The following is a 16268-nucleotide window of genomic DNA, read 5'->3' on the forward strand; positions in this document are numbered from 1 at the left end:
TAAAGCTGCCTCGGCTACAGGGTTAAGAATTGTTGACCCCGGCAACTATTACTCTCTTACTGTGTTAGCTTTCTATATAGAAGGTGAAAAGTGCATATTGATTACTTTGTAAATCATTAAGCTTGCAGCTTGTCAGGTTAATAGGGCTACAGCTTGGTGAGCTTCCGACTATAGCTGTCTCTCGAAAGGAGGTTGGAACGATGGGAAAACGATATCAGGCGGCCTTCCTGGGCCTTATATCGATTACGGCAAATGCCTGGTCTCTGGAAAACCCTTATTCGGGCAATGGGGCGGTGGCTGAGGGTTCTGCCAAAGTGGAAACGGAGAACCTGTTTTCCTGTGCTTCCGATCGCTCCCGGTTGTCGCCAATGGGGGAGAAGCAGGTAGAGGGCAAAGCCTTTACCGTTCCGGCTGAAGTGAATTACAGCAAGCGGTACTTTGCTACGGATCTCTATAACCAGTGCTCTGGGGTCACACCATCCTTATTGGAGGATATTGATCATACAAAGGTACCGGTGGTCGATATCGACAAAGAAGGTGAGGTGGTTACTGGTTATACCTTTGCCGACAATTATTTTGAGCTATATATCAATGGCAAGCTAGTTGCTGTTGATCCGGTTCCATTTACGCCGTTTAACTCTAGTGTGGTTAAGTTCAGGGTGAAGAGGCCCTACGATATCGCTGTAAAAGCGGTTGACTGGGAGGAGAACTTAGGGGAAGGCACAGAGAGTAACAGAGGTGTCCGCACCCACGCCGGTGACGGTGGCTTTATTGCCAGCTTTTCTGACGGTACCAAGACAAATTCAAAGTGGCATGCACAAACTTTTTATACAGCACCTATTTATAATTTGGGGTGCTTGAAAGAGCGGGGAGAAGAGCGAACCTCCTCGGACTGTGCTGAGAGGCCCCCAAAACCAGGTGCACAAGTCTATTCTCTGCACTGGGATATTCCGAAAAATTGGAAAGTCGACGATCGCTATCTTTCTTGGCCTTATGCGACAGAATACACGGAGCAGCAGATAGGTGTGGACAATAAAGCGGCGTATATGAATTTTCGGAAACAGTTTTATGGCAGTGGTGCTAAATTTATCTGGTCAAAAAACATAGTCCTGGATAATTTGGTGTTGTTGCGCTATCGAGTTGAGTAACGGTGTCACCTTTAGCCAATTAATTGCTGTACGCTGCAGTTATTGCGTACAGCTTTATCTCTCCCCAATCAAGAATAAACAGATTGTCTGAATTGCCTGCCTAGTTACGATTTTCCAGTTTGTCCTTATATTCACTTTTTTCTACCAGAAAATTCCATTCCAAAATTGAAGAGAAATTTTGAGCTCTCACTTTTTTCTTCTATTGTCTTTCGCACGCTGAAATTGTTGATTCTGCTTAAAAATCTATCAAATTTGTTTCTTGTGAAACTTATTTTTTTGGTTTTTTGCAGGTGATTCCTGCTCGTATTTGGGGGAATCTCACCACAGGTACTTGGCTTGAACTAATTTGGTGCAAAAAGGGTTTTCGTGAAGCATGTCTGCTTTAATTCCGACGTTCCCCACAGTTTTGAAAAATAATTTAGATTCTGTTCAGTTTTTATGAAAATTATGTGAAAAATTTCCCAAAAAAAAGCTGCGTGATAATTAGGATCGATCGTCTCAACTAAATATCGAATGTTAAGAATCGTAAAGATGCCAACATGAGGTAAGGCTGGTTAAGCTGTCGATAGGACGTGCTTTGCCGTTGCACGTAGCATTATTTTGAGAGAAAAGCTTGTGAGAAAAATAATTCCTCTCGTCGCCATTGCAGTGGCAGCAGGGTATTTCGTTTGGGCCAAAAGCCAATCTGAAGGTCAAAAACCAGTCGCTGAGCTAGAAAAACCCAAGCCAGCTATCAGTAAGTCTGCTCAAAAAGCAGAGCCGCTTAAACCTGAGGAGGTTCAGGTGGGTGAAGAAGAACTCCTCGAAAGTGATGAAGAAAAAGCACTTTGGGTTGAGTCAGAGCTGGCTAGGGAAGCTCTTCATGAAAATGGTCGCCTACCCGTAGATCTCAATGGTGAAACCTATCTCGAGCTGGATATTGATATGCTCCGGAATCTCACTGTTGGTGATTACGTCGACATTGACTTGCCAGGTATTGAAGGTGATTACGATGCTCAGGTTGGCAGTATCGAAGAGCATGCCAGTGGCAACAAAAGCGTACAATTAAATCTCCCGGGGATGACTCGCCTGCATGGCGTAACTTTTACTCTCGGAGCAAACTCTGTTTATGCACAGCTAAACTTACCTTCCGGGTCATACACTATGGAAGGTCAGGGTAGTTATGCGTGGATAGCGCCTAATGGTGCATTAATTAAAAACCACGTAGAGAAACACGATAAGGATATGTCCTCGGAAGCACCTCGTGAAAAGACCTGGTCGGATGACGATTTACCGCTAAACGACTTCAAATAAGAAGAAATTGATTCAAAGTAATTATGCTTTGAATTAATAATCAGGCAAAGGAAGGCCCAAGTAAATCCTGCAGATACCGGGGGCTCGTCTCCTCAGGCGGTTAAAAGACTAGGGATAGTTTTTTAATCGAGTCAGGGTATTAAAAGCGTATTGTTACTCCTTTGGGCAGCAATTTTAATTAATTGCTGGGGGAGGAGTGTGCACTACTTATTATAATAAAAGGAGTCTTATAATGAACCTGAAGAAAAGCCTGGCCGCTGCTATTGCAGCACTGACTGTTTCTGGCGCTGCGAGTGCCGATACCGTCGATATCGCTATTATGTACACTGCACCAGCTGCGGAGTATACCGGTGATATCTCAGCCAAGATCGATAGCTATATCAGCTATGCGAACAATTCCTTTTCAAGGAATGGTATTGATATCCAGTTGAACCTGGTAGACACCTGGCAAGCTACCAGCTCCGATCTCCGTGTTAACGAAGAAACCCTGGACCTGATTACCTTCCACGACACTGTGAATGACTGGCGTTCCTCTGAAAAGGCGGATATGGTGGTTTTCCTGGGTAAAGCTGAAGAAACTGTAATCGACGGCAACACCTACATCACCTGTGGTATTGCCTGGGTTGGACAGGGTAGCAATGGCACCATGTACTCCAGCGCAAAAGAGCGTGCTTACAGCGTAACTGGCGTTGACTGTGGTTATAACACCTTCGTTCACGAGCTGGGCCACAATATGGGTCTGCTTCACTCAACCAAGCAGGGTGATACCTCTGGTGGCGTTTACTCTTACGGTATGGGTCACGGTGTAGATAACAAGTTCTCTACCATCATGGCTTACCCTTGGAAATACGGCGAAAACGTTACCCAGTACGATTGGTTCTCTGATCCTGACTGGTACGAGTGTGGTGGCTTGGCCTGTGGTGAGCGCTCAAACGGCGTAGACATTTCTAACGCTTACCGTGCTCTCGGTCCTATCACCGATGATATCTCTGGTTACTACTAATCGGCGCTAATTTGCTGAAAGTAATTGTAGAGATTACTGGCTTATAGCCAAGGGAAATCGGGAGGTGCTCTCCCGATTTTCCATCTGAAAAAAACGGTTAACTATTTAACCAAAAAATCGAATGCTGAGTGGGTAGCGCCAAAATTGGCCTTCATTGGCCCGGATTGCTCCAATCACAATAAATATTACATTGATTATTGCTAGTGCAATCAGTCCAAAAATACCGATAATAAAAAATATCAGTATGGCGGAAATAATAGAATAGATAAGTAGGCTTAACATCCAGTTGAATATCATCTTGCCGTGTTTGTCAATTTCTTGAGAGCGGTCCCTTGTTGTCGCCCACATAATAATGGGTAAAACAAAACCAGCACCAGGAATCACGACCCAAGCCAATTGACTTAGATGAAGCAACATTAGGAAGGTATTTAGTTCCATATCCCAAGGGCGATAATCTTCCATTTGGCGACTTTCCTTTTGATTCAATGTCCTATGTAAGCTGACTTACCTAGCTAGCTCGTCCGGTTGACAGATAGAAACCCCAGTCATCTCTCCCTTGCGCAATAGCAGCTTGAACAGCTTTATCTGTATCATAACTTACCTTAAAAAATTCTGCGCTCCAGGCTCCATTTTTGCTTCTCTCTATCAGGGCGTAACTCGCATGGGGGCTAAAGGTTTCCATTATATGGGGTTGCGGTTCACTGTCAGTGTAAGCCGGTAGCCCAACGCTGCCTGGATTTACGACCAGCTGGCCACTACCGACAGAGACACAGCGAGGTTGATGTGTATGCCCACATAGAATGACTTTTGAGGAAATCTTTCCAAGGAGGTTAAGGATTTCATGGTTGGAACGTATCTGGGGGCGGCCGCTGCTGGTATCTTCCAGCAGATATATGAGGCCACTACTGGGTGTTCCATGGCAAAGAAAGACTTCATCGGTGATTTGTAAGCTGGGTGGTAACTGCTTCATCCATAATAGTGGTTTAACACCAAGGTCTTTCAGAATAAATTGCAGGGTTGGGTTGCTTTCTATTTCGGTAGATGTGGCTTCATATATTTGCCGGTCCTGATTACCGCGAATTGTCGTGTAACCTTGCTCCATTAAGCGTTCATAGGTGAGTCGTGGCGCAATAGGGCCATATAAAATATCACCCAGGTTCACCGTTAGATCGGCGCCTCTCTTTTTTAGATCAGCAACAATGGCATCGAGGGCATAAACATTGCTATGGATGTCAGACAGGACCGCTATTCGCATTGAGCTCTCCGCTGGACTGCTGAAAGTACTTTGACTGCTGCTATATTTTCACAGAAAGCTTCCTGTCGTCCATAAAACTATAAAAAATCAGCGGTCAAAAGCCAGGCGAGAGGCCAAGCCGAGGAAAATAACTCCAAGAAAACCATCCAGGTGCCGCTGAATATTGGCCTGTGTAGCAAGAGATTTTCCCAGCTTGCTAAACGATAGGGATACCAGGGTGTTAAAAGCCAACGCTGTAATGCTCAAGAGTATGCCCAATACAAGAATTTGGGGCGTGATTGCCTGGGATGACACGGTAAATTGAGGCAGGAAAAGGCTAAAGAAAAGTAGGGCTTTGGGGTTCATTAGGTTGTTGAGCAAGCCTCGGGCCATCAGCTGTGCTGCCGACAGTGCCACGGTATCTGGTTGGTTATTTTGTGCCACTTTATTTGAACGCCAATTGCGAAGGAGTGACAATCCAAGCCAAGCCAAGCTAAATATACGGCTCCCACCAGTTTTACTACCATTGCCACCAGAGGCATCGTCTGCATGATATGTCCGAGTCCGAGAGCAACTAGCGCCGTTTGCACTATCCCAGCAGTAAAAATGCCCAGCGAGATCATTACTCCAGCAGTAAATCCGCGAGCCGAAGAGTAAGCAGATATTAACAGTAAGTCAGGACCAGGGGAGGCCGCTAGAACAATCGCTGCGATCAAGAAGGCGGGTAAAATACTGAGGTCGATCATATGAGGGGTGCCCTGAAATTGCGATTTTATCACAGCAGGTGTGTTTACTTCTATGATGGCCGTGCCTTGCTTTTTCCCGGGCTTCTACAATAGAAGTGAGTTCAACGACAGAGTGCAACACTACCAGTGAGCCATATAGACCGGGTGTTAGTGGTTGGTGCGGGCCCAACGGGGTTGGCGGCAGCTTGTGCTTTGTCTTTCTATGGAATCAAATGCCGAATAGTTGAACGCCGAACCAAGCCCAGTGAACTCTCTCGGGCAGTCGGTATTTTTCCCTGCACCATCAGGCGCCTTCTTAAGGTGGGCGTTTCAGATAACTTGGTCTCTGAGGCGATGCGACTCTGCAAAGTTCAATATCTTCAAGCGGGTAGGCCGTTGTTATTTTTGGATAACCGGGGCGATGCGTATAAAGAGTATGTGGGCTTTGGGCTGCCGCAAAATCGCACCGAGGAAATTTTGCGAGATGCTTTACTTGAGCAAGGCGTTTCAGTTGAATATGGCGTGGCTGCTACTGAAGTGGATTCTAGTGATCACCGGGTGGTAGTTACCCTGTCTGACGGCAGTGTCGAATGCTTTGACTGGTTAATTGCTGCTGACGGAGTTCATTCAACAATTCGTGAGAAACTGAGTATTCCATTTTCTGGTACAGATTTGCCGGAACCTTGGGGAGTCGCTGATGTAGATATAGAAGGAGAGTGTGATCCCGATTTAGTTAGCGTGGATATTCAGCGGCCCGGCAATCAATTTACAATTACTTTACCTATGGGTAAACAGCGTTTAAGAGTAGTTGCTACCCAGCCAGATGCGTTGGGAGCACTAGATGTGCCGCTAAAAATTAAGAATATCCATCGCTCCGGTAGTTTTCAAATTTCAATTCGGCAGGCGAAGAGTTATCGCTCCCAGCGCGTACTTTTAGTCGGAGACGCCGCTCACTGCCATTCTCCCGTAGGTGGCAAGGGTATGAATCTGGGTATTGCCGATGCGATAGCTGCAGTTGATGCGATTATAAACGGCACAGTAGATAGTTATTCCGATGAAAGGCGTAAAATAGGCGCGGCGACGATTCGAAAGACAGAAATTGTTAGGCGGATTATAAGCTCAAATTCCTTGCTAAATAAAATATTGGTGCGGATGTTGGCAAAGCTCGCCGTATCTTTTCCGGTGGTACGACAAGCATATACCCAAAACCTGACAAAGCTTTAAATGAACGTTTATTCTTTAAGGATTTCGTTGTAACCGTAGGTATCATTGCCGAAAACCTGAAAAGTGTCGATTTTAGGGGTATCATATTCGACAAGTCCCTCTTAGGTTGAATATAAATCTTTTCCGTAGGGGGCTACCTTTATGTGGTTGGCAGTGCATCTTCCTACAAAGGAGAACCTTCTACTATTATCGCTGGTATTGGAATGGGAAGCATGTAAGTTCAATGAAGAAAAGATCAAACACTCCCCAGCTTTCATCTCTAAATCTATCACCATAAATTGATTAAGGAAATCATCTCCAATTAATTAATACATGGGTAAACCACCGCCTCTGGCGGTGAGACTTGACAAGGCTCTGCCGTTCCGGCGTGCAGAGTAAAAATATGGCGTCCATGAACCGGCAAGTTCTTTAAGGAGGCCATATGCGAGATTGGCAGTGCCAAGCTCACGTGAAACATTATTGCAGGTACCATGTGGTATTTGTGCCCAAGTATCGAAAGAAAGCGTTAGTTGGGGCATTGAGACGTGAGATTGGAGCAATATTCCGAGACTTGTGTCGTCAAAAAGGCATTGAGTTGGTCGAGGGGTACGCAATGAGGGATCACATTCATATGTTGTTAATGATTCCTCCCAGGTTAAGTGTTTCCAATACGGTTGGGTTTCTGAAAGGGAAATCTGCGATCCGGATATTTCGGAAGTACAAGCATGTACAGAGAAATTTCACAGGAAGACGTTTTTGGGCTCGGGGCTACTGCGTGAGTACAGTAGGGCTTGATGAGCAGATGATTCGAGAGTACATCAAGAATCAAGAGGTTGAAGAACGCCGGCAAGAGCAGATGCAATTGGCGGGATTGTAACAAGCCCCCTCTGGGGGCTTTCACCATACCACCCGCTATGCGGGTGGTTGCTGATTTTATGGAGCTAAATAAAATAAGAGTACTTTTATTAATTAGCTCCAAAGTTTTGGCTGATGGACCTAAATACTCGTCCACTATTTCACGGCCTGTAGGTAAGTATTCCCTATTTGGATATACCCAGCCATTCATATCAAGGAGGTTAGCAACTGCTTTATCAATGATATAAGGTCAGAGTGTAAAAACCCGAACATGGCCCCAATCCAGCATGGCGCTGCCGGCCGATATGCCTTTCTCTAAAACCAAGGGCTTCAGTTTTCTCGACAAGAGCTGTACAGCGGCAGCAATTCCAATAGGCCCTGCGCCAATGATAATCGCGTCGTGTATCTTGTTCATAAGTCTCTACCTCCAAAATACCTGGAATTAAAACAGAAGGGTGTACAGGTAACCCGCTGTGATAGCCATACCTAAAACAACCACTAAAAATGCTGCGATCATCTGGGTTTTAAAGATGGACCTTAATAGGATAACTTCTGTCAGGCTGGCGCCAGCACTGCCGATAATTAGTGCCATTACCGATCCGAGAGCCATGCCCTTTTGCACCAAACCAGCACTCAGAGGGATAACAGCAGAGGCACGTATATAGAGTGGAATACCGATTACAGCTGCAATTGGAATCGCGTACCACTTGTTTTCTCCTGCGTAGGTTACGATCAAATCAGTAGGAACAAATCCGTAAATGAATGATCCCAGAGAAATACCGAGCAGTAAATAGGGGAGTGTTTTTTTAAAATCTATCCAGGTGGAATTCCAAATAATGACCCAGCGATTTAGTTTCTGGGTTTCTACTCCCCCCTCAGAATCACAGCTATTTGCCGGAGTATTGATACAGCAGGATGTAGTTTCTCCAGTTTTTGCAGCTGATGATAGAGAAGATATTGTTGCTGTATTGGTTGCGCCAGTTGTAGCCAAGACTCCATTATTAAATGCCAAATTATTGGCTATCCCTTTGTTCTCACTGGGTGAAGGGGGATTTTTACTATTTGTGTCTCGGTAGACACCATCGCGGACAAAACGCTCGAATCCAAATTTTTCCAGTGCAAATCCCGCAGAAATTGACACAGTCATTGCTAGAGTGAAATAAAAAATCGCTACGTTGAGACCAAATGTAAAGATCAACAAGCCAATAACAATCGGATTAAGTAGAGGGCTGGAGAATAGGAACACCATCATTGGTCCGAAACCAGCGCGGGCGCGAAGTAGTCCCTTCAAAAATGGAATAGTAGAGCATGAACAGAAAGGTGTAATGGAGCCAAGTAATGCGGCTATTACGTAGCCTCGGCCATTGCGTGAGCTTAGGGTCGCTTGGATTTTTTCCGGTGTAATGTACTGCTGCAATACACCAACGAGGTAGCTGATAGCTAAAAATAATACTGTCAGCTCAACTGCAAGAAAAGCAAACATAGAGAGAGCTTCTTCTAGCATGGATACGAACTCTGGGGGCATTGTTTTAGCTCCTTAATTAAATTTGTTATTACTAGAAATATAGAAATAATGAATTTTGTCAGTGTGTTTTCATTAGCTTTGAAGTGTGATTTATGGTGCCAAGAGATCCTTTTTACGGATTGCTTGTGATGTTGTCAGGCGACATTGGATATCAGTGAATCTAAAACGCCCTTGCCGCTATGCACGCCACCCTCCATTTCCTGAGAGGATTTACTTCGAACTAAGTAGCCGGCAAAACCTTGTTCTGAAGTAGCTGGTTGACCATTGAAATGAACCGTAAACATACCTATTTCACTGATTAAATCGCCTACTAAATATAATTCAGAGTCTTTGACTACCAGGGCGGGATTGCTTCTAGGGGGCGGGCTCAAGCGTGGCATTAGTGCCCAGGCAGGGTATTCGTCTACTGAGAGCTGTTTGAGTTTCAGCTTGATATCCTGACCAAAGACACAGTGCCCGCCGCCTTCTCCCTGATTTTTGAGCACCCACTTAGAGGCGTTCTGCTGGCTGAACCATTCTATCGTCTCTGATGAAATTGGTTGCATCTCGCCAAGTAATGACTTGATTAAAACCGCTTCATCCTGGGATACATTGAATCCGGTTAGCATTTCTACTGACATGGACGAAAGGATCATTTGTACACGCTTGCTGGTAGCCAGTTGTTGGCTTACGGTTGCATTAATTGCGATCCGATGGCTCTCAAGCAAAATTCGCGATTGCATCAGTGTTTCACAGCAGCGCTCGCTATCCAGGTCTTTGGCGACATAATCACAGTAGTTGTAGCCGGCTCGTAAATACACGCAATCTACAGGGCCGATTCCTTGCAGCAGGAGCCTATTGTTGGGGCCTGTTACCAGGCCCGCTTTGAGTTCGCGAAAGGTCTGTCGTACCGTACGTATGCCTTTTTCAGCTAAGGCATATTCAAGAAGGTGTTGGTCGAAAACATTGTCTTCATATTCCTGTATCACCATTAGAAATGTTGGGTTGCCACCATCTCCAAATTCGCTTTTGATGGCTCTTGTCGCATCGGCAAGGCCTTGGGAGAGTCGCTCAATTGCTGGGTTCTCTATAGGTTGGCCGTTCGAAGTATTGGACCAATCGGAATAGGTCTCAGGACTTTGCGAGCGTATGAATTGGTGCAACTCATAAATACGCTGCCCGAAGGGCCCCATTCCTGCTGCGATTCCATTGAACTCAATGAGCTTTGGTCCTTGGCTCACATCGTCCATAAAGTCACTTCTCATAATCAGGAGGGGGAGGCGGGGCGCATTTTTTATTTGACCATGCATGGCGAGTAAGGCACCGAAAAACGGGTCTCCATGTGCAACAGGCCTGATAGCTTCGTGAAGAAATTGGTGATCTTCTGAGACTTGATGGATCAGCTTTCCCAATAGGGGTACTGCTTTCTTTAACGTCTCAAACCGTTCCAGGGCGATAGTACTTGGGGTAAGGCTAAAAGGCACATGGCTCGCTGAGCCACGACTAGATTTGAAAGCCAAGCCATGGGCAAGCCCCCACTCTACCGCTTCATTGGCTGCTTGAATGGCGTTTGGATGGCTCTTTTTCATGGTTTCCTCTGGCCTTTGTATGCTGGGGTACACAACTCAAATGATATGATATTTCTAGAATAATAGAAATATAGATGTTAAGTAAAGATGTATGTTCGAGTTATTTCCGAGGTATCTAAGAAAGGTATCAAGGGAAGGGAGCCAACTAAAGCTGGCTATTGCTGTGAATGGTCATTCTAGCGGTACTTAATGCAGAATTTAGGGCCTACATGTACCTATCGGGGTGAAGAGAGGAAAGTTTGGACGTCATCGATAGAGGTCGCCCAAAGCAGGAGCGACATTGTTCAGTGCTGATCCGGTACCGCACACTTGATATCAGGACACTTTATCGGTGTATTGAAATCATCGTGACAGCATTCATCTTGTAAAAACTGAATAACCTCAGTTAAATGCTGATATTCGGCTACGCAGAACAGGGTTCGGCTCTCACGCCGCTGGAAGATCAATCCTGCCGAAATCAGACTGGAAATATGGTGGGAAAGGGTTGATCCGGGGATATCCAACTGCTCCTGGATGTTGCCTACAGGAATACCCGGTAGGCCAGCTTTGACTACTTTTTTGTAGATCAACAAGCGGGTTGGGTGTCCCAGCTCTTTAAGCGATTTGGCTACTTCTTCGATTTCCATCATGATTTGGTCATAAGTTCTATATTCGTCGAAATATATACAGTTTAGTGCTAAAGATAAAGTGGCGTGTGGGGGTCTGCTCAAGCTAGTGCTGCCACTAATTTCTTAGGATATTGAGAGGAAGCTACATTACTTATATTTCTTTAAACTATATTACCAAACTTACCGAAATAACGCTTTTACTGCTAATTGCCCCATAGTAGAAGGTGTAACACCGATTCTGAAGTAGACTCATTATCATCCAGAATTTCATTGTAGCCGTAAGAATCTTTGCCAAACACCTGAAAATTACCTACTTTGGGCAATGTGAATTCCAGCAAGCCCACCATGGTTGAAATGTTGTCTTTGCCATAAGGAACAACTTTTATGTAGTTAGCTGTATACCTCCTGGCAAACGAAAATCGAGATTTATCTTTTGATGTGTTTGCATAGGATGTGTGCATATTTAGGGGTGAGAAAATAAGGCATTTACCGGCTTTCACTTCCAGGTCTTTTACCTCCAGATCAGCAAAGAGATCTTCTTTAATAATTCCCCTTGCGTTGAACAAAAGGATGGCCCCTTTTTGAAAGATCTCGCCAAAAAGGAATTGCTTGGCAACTCCTTTTCGTCTTCAGCGCTAGAAAACAGGTTGGCCAATGTACTTTGCTTTCTCTTCGGTGGGGCTTTCATTTAGGTTGCCCAGAGATTTTTATTTCAGGAGTTTTTAATGCAAAAGTCTTTAGTGTTAATGAGTTGATCTGAGTCTCAAATTCGAAGCAGTTGGATTAACGGCATAGGCATAGAGAGCAGCTAAAACGCGATCTGAACATGAAAGGGCGCCGTTAGTAGAAATAAAATCTCAGCTTATGTGATCGGCGCCCAGGTAACTTTGGATTGCTATAAATCTTGGCCTCGCCAAGTTTTGGCTAGCAGGCTTACTGATGTTTAGCCAATTCGACCGGTCCATGGTCATCACAGTGATCACCATGAACATGGTGAAGTCGCCCGTTAACCAGGTAGTCAACATGATCTCCGTGGGGAACCTGCTCATGGCCACAGTTTTTGCCGTGGACATGGGAGCTGTCGTAGCCCCCTGTAACAGGGTGGCAACCCTCCGGGTTTTGGATGCTTACTTCCAAGACGTGCTCGTCGTAGTGGTCTTTGTGGGGATGGTGTAGGTGGCCGTCATGGAGGTAGCAGATATGGTCCCCGTGGCGAATGGCTGTGTGGCCACAGTGGCTATTATGTGTATGTGAATGATGCTCCGCCTGTTGGCACTTGCCTTTTTCCACGATAACTCTCCCGGCCGCTTGGCACTTGCATGGAACCACTCGTCGCCGAATGCTTCTAGAATCAATAATTTGGCGCCACATTTGGACAGCCTTACATACTAAATCTAAGAACATCCGGGTGTAGTTTCCAAATATGATCTTCTATCAATGGCAGAAAATCTGCCCCTACCCCTCAAATCTTGATCTGCGATGGCCTTACGGATGACTAGTCACTCAAATCTAGCCATTAATTCAATTTGCAATCGATTGCATTTGCGCATTATAGTTAAAGCACGGTGCATCAAGTGCGTTTAGCAACTCTTTATGCAATCGATTGCATAAAGCTTTATAAAAATAGCACCGCAGTATCAGAACAGATAAGAATGACGACGAGAGGGAAGAGTTGATGAGCAAGAAACCATTGGCGCAGGCCGTATCCATGGCCGCGCTCTCCGTTGGTCTTTGCGGCTATGCCGCAGCCCAAGAAATTAGCCCTGAAAACGATATGGTGATGGAGGAAGTCATCACAACAGGCACCCCTGGCGGTGCAGGCATGCGTAAGCTGGATGCCAGCTTTTCTATCACAACTTTAAGTGATGATGAGATTAGCAAAGCCTCTCCTTCAAGTACTGCAGATCTGTTGAAGTCCGTTCCAGGCCTGTGGGTTGAGAGCTCTGGCGGTGTTTCTGGGGCAAATATCGATGTTCGCGGTTTCCCCGGCGGTAGTGATGCACCCTTTGTCACGGTATCCATGAATGGATTGCCTCTGTATCCAGCGCCAACACTCTCATTTTTAGAAAACTCTTCTCTATTTCGTGTCGATGAAACTATTCAACGAGTGGAAGCTCTGCGCGGTGGACCCAATCCGGTTTTCTCCAATGGCCAGCCAGGTCTGACTACCAACTTTATCTTAAAAGAAGGTACTGAAGAGACTGAGGGGCGATTTAAGTACACTTTATCTGACTATGATCTGCAGCGAACAGATGCCGTGATGACCGGTAAGGTTTCGGATGATGTGTACTACATGGTTGGAGGCTACGTATCTTCCTCCCCTGGCATTCGTGATGCGGGTTTTGATGCGGAAGAAGGGCATCAATTTACCCTGCATATCACCAAAGAGATGGATAACGGCAAAGCGGGTTTTTACATCCGGGATACAAAAGATACTGGTACCTGGTATTTGCCCAATGCTGCATTTCTGGAAACAGATTACACCCAGGTAGGCCCCAGTAATCGCAAGGTTTCTGTACCTATTACTCAGGCCGACGGTAATGGCGGCTCAGAAACTACCTGGGAAACTTTCGATATGGGCGAAGGGCGCGGGTGGAATGGTAATGTAGTCGGTGCTTATCTGGAGCTAGACTTGGGGGATGGTTGGAGTCTCACCGAACGCTTTGGAGTTACTGCGGGTAATGCTGACACTTTGGGTTTCGTTCCTAATGGCTCGCCTGTATCGCTGAACGCCCTAACGGATCAAACTGTAGTTACCGCTTCTGGAAACGAACTCAGTAGTGACACCGTGGTACAGCAGTTTGGCGCCTGGGTAGTACGCAAAGATATCGAGGCTACGACAAATGACATTAGCCTGGCAAAAGAGTGGGATAACTTTAAAGTAACAGCCGGTTATTACACCTCAAGCTGGGAAGTTGATGAATGGTGGTCCCTGGGTAACCAGAAATACTACGTACTGGGTCAAGATGGGGAGCTGATCACAGGAACTGCTGATGGCTCTGAGCTAACTGGTGATCTCGCTTGTAATACATCCGCAGATATTTCCACTTGTGATTGGAAATATGATGTGGATGCCGTGGGTGATGCCCGTGAAAACGCGCTTTATGTCGCCGGTGAGTTCTACTTAGGGGACTTTACCTTCGATCTGGGCGTGCGTTCCGCAAACCGCAAAACCAATTACTCCGTGGATCATGGCGAACGTGACGGTAATTTTACCACTTATAAAGCAGACGAAGATGGTACTGCCTACACTGCCGCAGTGGACTGGGCCTTTGCCGAAAATATGGGCACCTTCTTCCGCATAAATTCCGGCTTTAAATTCGCAGACTTTGACAACTATCGTGAGTTTGGTGACAGCTTCATTGCTGGGTCTGACCTTGTAATAGACATTGACCAATACGAACTGGGTTATAAATTGCAGGAGCAAGATTATTCCCTCTTTGCGACTCTGTTCTACAACGAAACCCAGGGCATGCCAGACTGTATCATTGGCAGCAGTACCTGTACTCGTTTAGAGACTGAGGCGCTTGGTCTCGAATTGGACGGTAAAGTTCACTGGGGAGATTTCACCTTTGGGTTAAATACTACCCTGCAAAAGCCAGAAATCACGAGTGGTGAATATGAAGGCAACCAGGTTATGCGTCAGCCTGAATACCAGGTGCGCCTGAGCCAGAATTATGATTTCACACTGAATAACATTGATATGGCTGTGTATACCGATATCAGTCGGGTAGGTGATCGCTTTAATGGAAGCAACAATGAAGTAACTTTGCCAGCCTATACAAAAGTTGACCTGGGTGCGGTGGCTTATATCAATGATATTACTGTCCAGTTGGCTGTGGACAACTTAACTGATGAAGATGGTATCACCGAAGGTGATCCCCGCGATCCGCTAGCGTCTAATGTCCGCTACATCTTACCGCGCAATATCAAGCTTAGCTTCGCGTACGATTTTTAACCTCATGCCTCTCCCATAGGCTTCCAAGCTTTGCCGCACACTTCTCCAGCGTGCGGCTTTTTTATTGCCTGAAAAATTTAACTACAATCCATTTTCAAATCCATACAAATAATGAAGCTTAGATCTTTGTGGTCTAACCCAAATCCTTCCGGAGGCTCCCCAATAAAGTATGTGGTTAAACTGCTTTCATGAAGCGAAATTAGAGTCGAGGTGGAGAGCCCTAAGGTCATTTCAGGTGTGAAACCTTAACGTTCGTATACAAATTTAAATTGGCAGTGGGAGATATTTCTACTAGGTTATGAGCAGTTACTCCAATTCCTATTGCTAGCTGTATGTTGACGTTCGGACTAAAAAGTGGCATTAAAGTGGCGTAAGGGTTTGTTAGCTGTACTCTTTTCCCCTACTTTTCATTAGTTTAGTAATGTTTCATATGTATTGGTGATTTTGGGTTGGTACATTTTTGGTAATATGAAAAAATTTATTGGCTTTCTTGTTATTGTTTTGGCAATACCACTGCTCGTCTATTTTTCTACCTATAAGGGGGAGAGAAGTTTTACCAATCATCATGGCCTTCCAAATGTTAATCTGGTTGTCGATAATGCATATTCTCTTTGGTTTACGCCTTATGATCCACTGATGGGGATGTATAATAATATAGGAGGGAAACTTGGATTTATTGTCTGTAGTGATGTACCTAATATCGCTTACGGAATGGCTGGATATTCATTTCAGGTCTTATTGAGAGATAGTTTTGTAAAAAATCCAAATTTTTATGATGCTCGAAATGGTAATAACCCAGAGAACCCATTTTTCCATCGCCGTGCAAGAAATCTATATTCCTATTTCCAGTCTATTCAATCTTTGAAGCCAGCATCTTATAAGCCGAAGTTGGGGGATCTGGCTTTTTATAGAAAGACTGAAAAAGGATATATTGCCCATGTTGCTTTAGTCACTTATGTTGATGATGGGGGATATAAAATCATGGAGTCAGCACCCAAAACCCTGTTCGCCAGGGAAGTAGAAATGGATTCTCCAGTGAAAAGGGGCTGGATCTTGGCGGGCTTTGGTAAAGTGTATTGAGGTGTTGTCCATGATTCATAGTCATGAAAGATATTGTTCTTCTAGTGATATATGCCTCCCGGTGATTT

18 protein-coding genes are annotated in these 16268 nt (G+C 45.2%); 7 read left to right on the top strand and 11 right to left on the bottom strand.

Features of this window, described 5'->3' with window-relative positions; genetic code table 11:
- Positions 1-200: 200 nt before the first annotated feature.
- From ACG1BZ_RS08765 to ACG1BZ_RS08775, 3 genes are all read left to right on the top strand, one after another.
- A complete protein-coding gene (locus tag ACG1BZ_RS08765) occupies positions 201-1148 on the top strand; it encodes a hypothetical protein (protein ID WP_413665266.1) in 948 nt (315 codons plus the stop codon).
- Positions 1149-1763: 615 nt separating this feature from the next.
- On the top strand, positions 1764-2441 hold the full coding sequence (locus tag ACG1BZ_RS08770; protein ID WP_413665267.1) for a hypothetical protein: 678 nt from the start codon (positions 1764-1766) through the stop codon (positions 2439-2441).
- Between the two features lie 232 nt (positions 2442-2673).
- Positions 2674-3444, top strand: a complete 771-nt coding sequence (locus ACG1BZ_RS08775) for a zinc-dependent metalloprotease family protein (protein WP_413665268.1) — start codon at positions 2674-2676, stop codon at positions 3442-3444.
- Between the two features lie 105 nt (positions 3445-3549).
- Here the strand turns inward: ACG1BZ_RS08775 and ACG1BZ_RS08780 are convergent, their stop codons facing one another.
- The 4 genes from ACG1BZ_RS08780 to ACG1BZ_RS08795 form a co-directional block, all read right to left on the bottom strand.
- Entirely contained in the window at positions 3550-3906 is a 357-nt protein-coding gene (locus tag ACG1BZ_RS08780) for a DUF4870 domain-containing protein (protein ID WP_413665269.1), read from the bottom strand.
- A 46-nt stretch (positions 3907-3952) separates the two neighbouring features.
- The gene (locus ACG1BZ_RS08785; RefSeq protein ID WP_413665270.1) at positions 3953-4699 is read right to left on the bottom strand and encodes a metallophosphoesterase family protein; all 747 of its coding nucleotides are present in this window, start codon (positions 4697-4699) and stop codon (positions 3953-3955) included.
- Positions 4700-4786: 87 nt separating this feature from the next.
- Complete coding sequence (locus tag ACG1BZ_RS08790; protein ID WP_413665271.1) at positions 4787-5122, bottom strand: LysE family translocator; 336 nt, start codon at positions 5120-5122, stop codon at positions 4787-4789.
- A complete protein-coding gene (locus tag ACG1BZ_RS08795) occupies positions 5071-5424 on the bottom strand; it encodes a LysE family translocator (RefSeq protein WP_413665272.1) in 354 nt (117 codons plus the stop codon). The genes ACG1BZ_RS08790 and ACG1BZ_RS08795 overlap by 52 nt, the downstream gene beginning before the upstream one ends.
- Positions 5425-5550: 126 nt before the next feature.
- Here ACG1BZ_RS08795 and ACG1BZ_RS08800 point away from each other — a divergent pair, with 126 nt between their 5' ends.
- A complete protein-coding gene (locus tag ACG1BZ_RS08800) occupies positions 5551-6627 on the top strand; it encodes an FAD-dependent oxidoreductase (RefSeq protein WP_413665273.1) in 1077 nt (358 codons plus the stop codon).
- Between the two features lie 101 nt (positions 6628-6728).
- Here the strand turns inward: ACG1BZ_RS08800 and ACG1BZ_RS08805 are convergent, their stop codons facing one another.
- Positions 6729-6902, bottom strand: a complete 174-nt coding sequence (locus tag ACG1BZ_RS08805; protein ID WP_413665274.1) for a phytanoyl-CoA dioxygenase family protein — start codon at positions 6900-6902, stop codon at positions 6729-6731.
- A 146-nt stretch (positions 6903-7048) separates the two neighbouring features.
- Here ACG1BZ_RS08805 and tnpA point away from each other — a divergent pair, with 146 nt between their 5' ends.
- Entirely contained in the window at positions 7049-7483 is a 435-nt protein-coding gene (tnpA, locus tag ACG1BZ_RS08810; protein ID WP_413662175.1) for an IS200/IS605 family transposase, read from the top strand.
- A gap of 228 nt (positions 7484-7711) precedes the next feature.
- On the opposite strand, the gene ACG1BZ_RS08815 is transcribed toward tnpA, so the two are convergent.
- From ACG1BZ_RS08815 to ACG1BZ_RS08840, 6 genes are all read right to left on the bottom strand, one after another.
- A complete protein-coding gene (locus ACG1BZ_RS08815) occupies positions 7712-7876 on the bottom strand; it encodes an NAD(P)-binding domain-containing protein (RefSeq protein WP_413665275.1) in 165 nt (54 codons plus the stop codon).
- A 27-nt stretch (positions 7877-7903) separates the two neighbouring features.
- Complete coding sequence (locus ACG1BZ_RS08820) at positions 7904-8986, bottom strand: permease (protein ID WP_413665276.1); 1083 nt, start codon at positions 8984-8986, stop codon at positions 7904-7906.
- Between the two features lie 134 nt (positions 8987-9120).
- Positions 9121-10554: a hypothetical protein gene (locus ACG1BZ_RS08825; RefSeq protein ID WP_413665277.1), complete on the bottom strand. Its 1434-nt coding sequence runs from the start codon at positions 10552-10554 to the stop codon at positions 9121-9123.
- Between the two features lie 284 nt (positions 10555-10838).
- Positions 10839-11183 (bottom strand): ArsR/SmtB family transcription factor, encoded by a 345-nt coding sequence (locus ACG1BZ_RS08830; protein WP_413665278.1) that lies wholly within the window; start codon positions 11181-11183, stop codon positions 10839-10841.
- A gap of 182 nt (positions 11184-11365) precedes the next feature.
- Positions 11366-11728, bottom strand: coding sequence for a phytanoyl-CoA dioxygenase family protein (locus ACG1BZ_RS08835; protein ID WP_413665279.1), 363 nt, complete (start codon positions 11726-11728; stop codon positions 11366-11368).
- 367 nt (positions 11729-12095) lie between these two features.
- Positions 12096-12452, bottom strand: coding sequence for a hypothetical protein (locus tag ACG1BZ_RS08840; RefSeq protein WP_413665280.1), 357 nt, complete (start codon positions 12450-12452; stop codon positions 12096-12098).
- Between the two features lie 385 nt (positions 12453-12837).
- Here ACG1BZ_RS08840 and ACG1BZ_RS08845 point away from each other — a divergent pair, with 385 nt between their 5' ends.
- Complete coding sequence (locus tag ACG1BZ_RS08845) at positions 12838-15120, top strand: TonB-dependent receptor (protein ID WP_413665281.1); 2283 nt, start codon at positions 12838-12840, stop codon at positions 15118-15120.
- 468 nt (positions 15121-15588) lie between these two features.
- Positions 15589-16200, top strand: a complete 612-nt coding sequence (locus tag ACG1BZ_RS08850) for a CHAP domain-containing protein (RefSeq protein WP_413665282.1) — start codon at positions 15589-15591, stop codon at positions 16198-16200.
- Positions 16201-16268 lie beyond the last annotated feature (68 nt).

Origin of the sequence: Microbulbifer sp. CNSA002, assembly GCF_047324085.1 — a bacterium.
Classification (GTDB): domain Bacteria; phylum Pseudomonadota; class Gammaproteobacteria; order Pseudomonadales; family Cellvibrionaceae; genus Microbulbifer.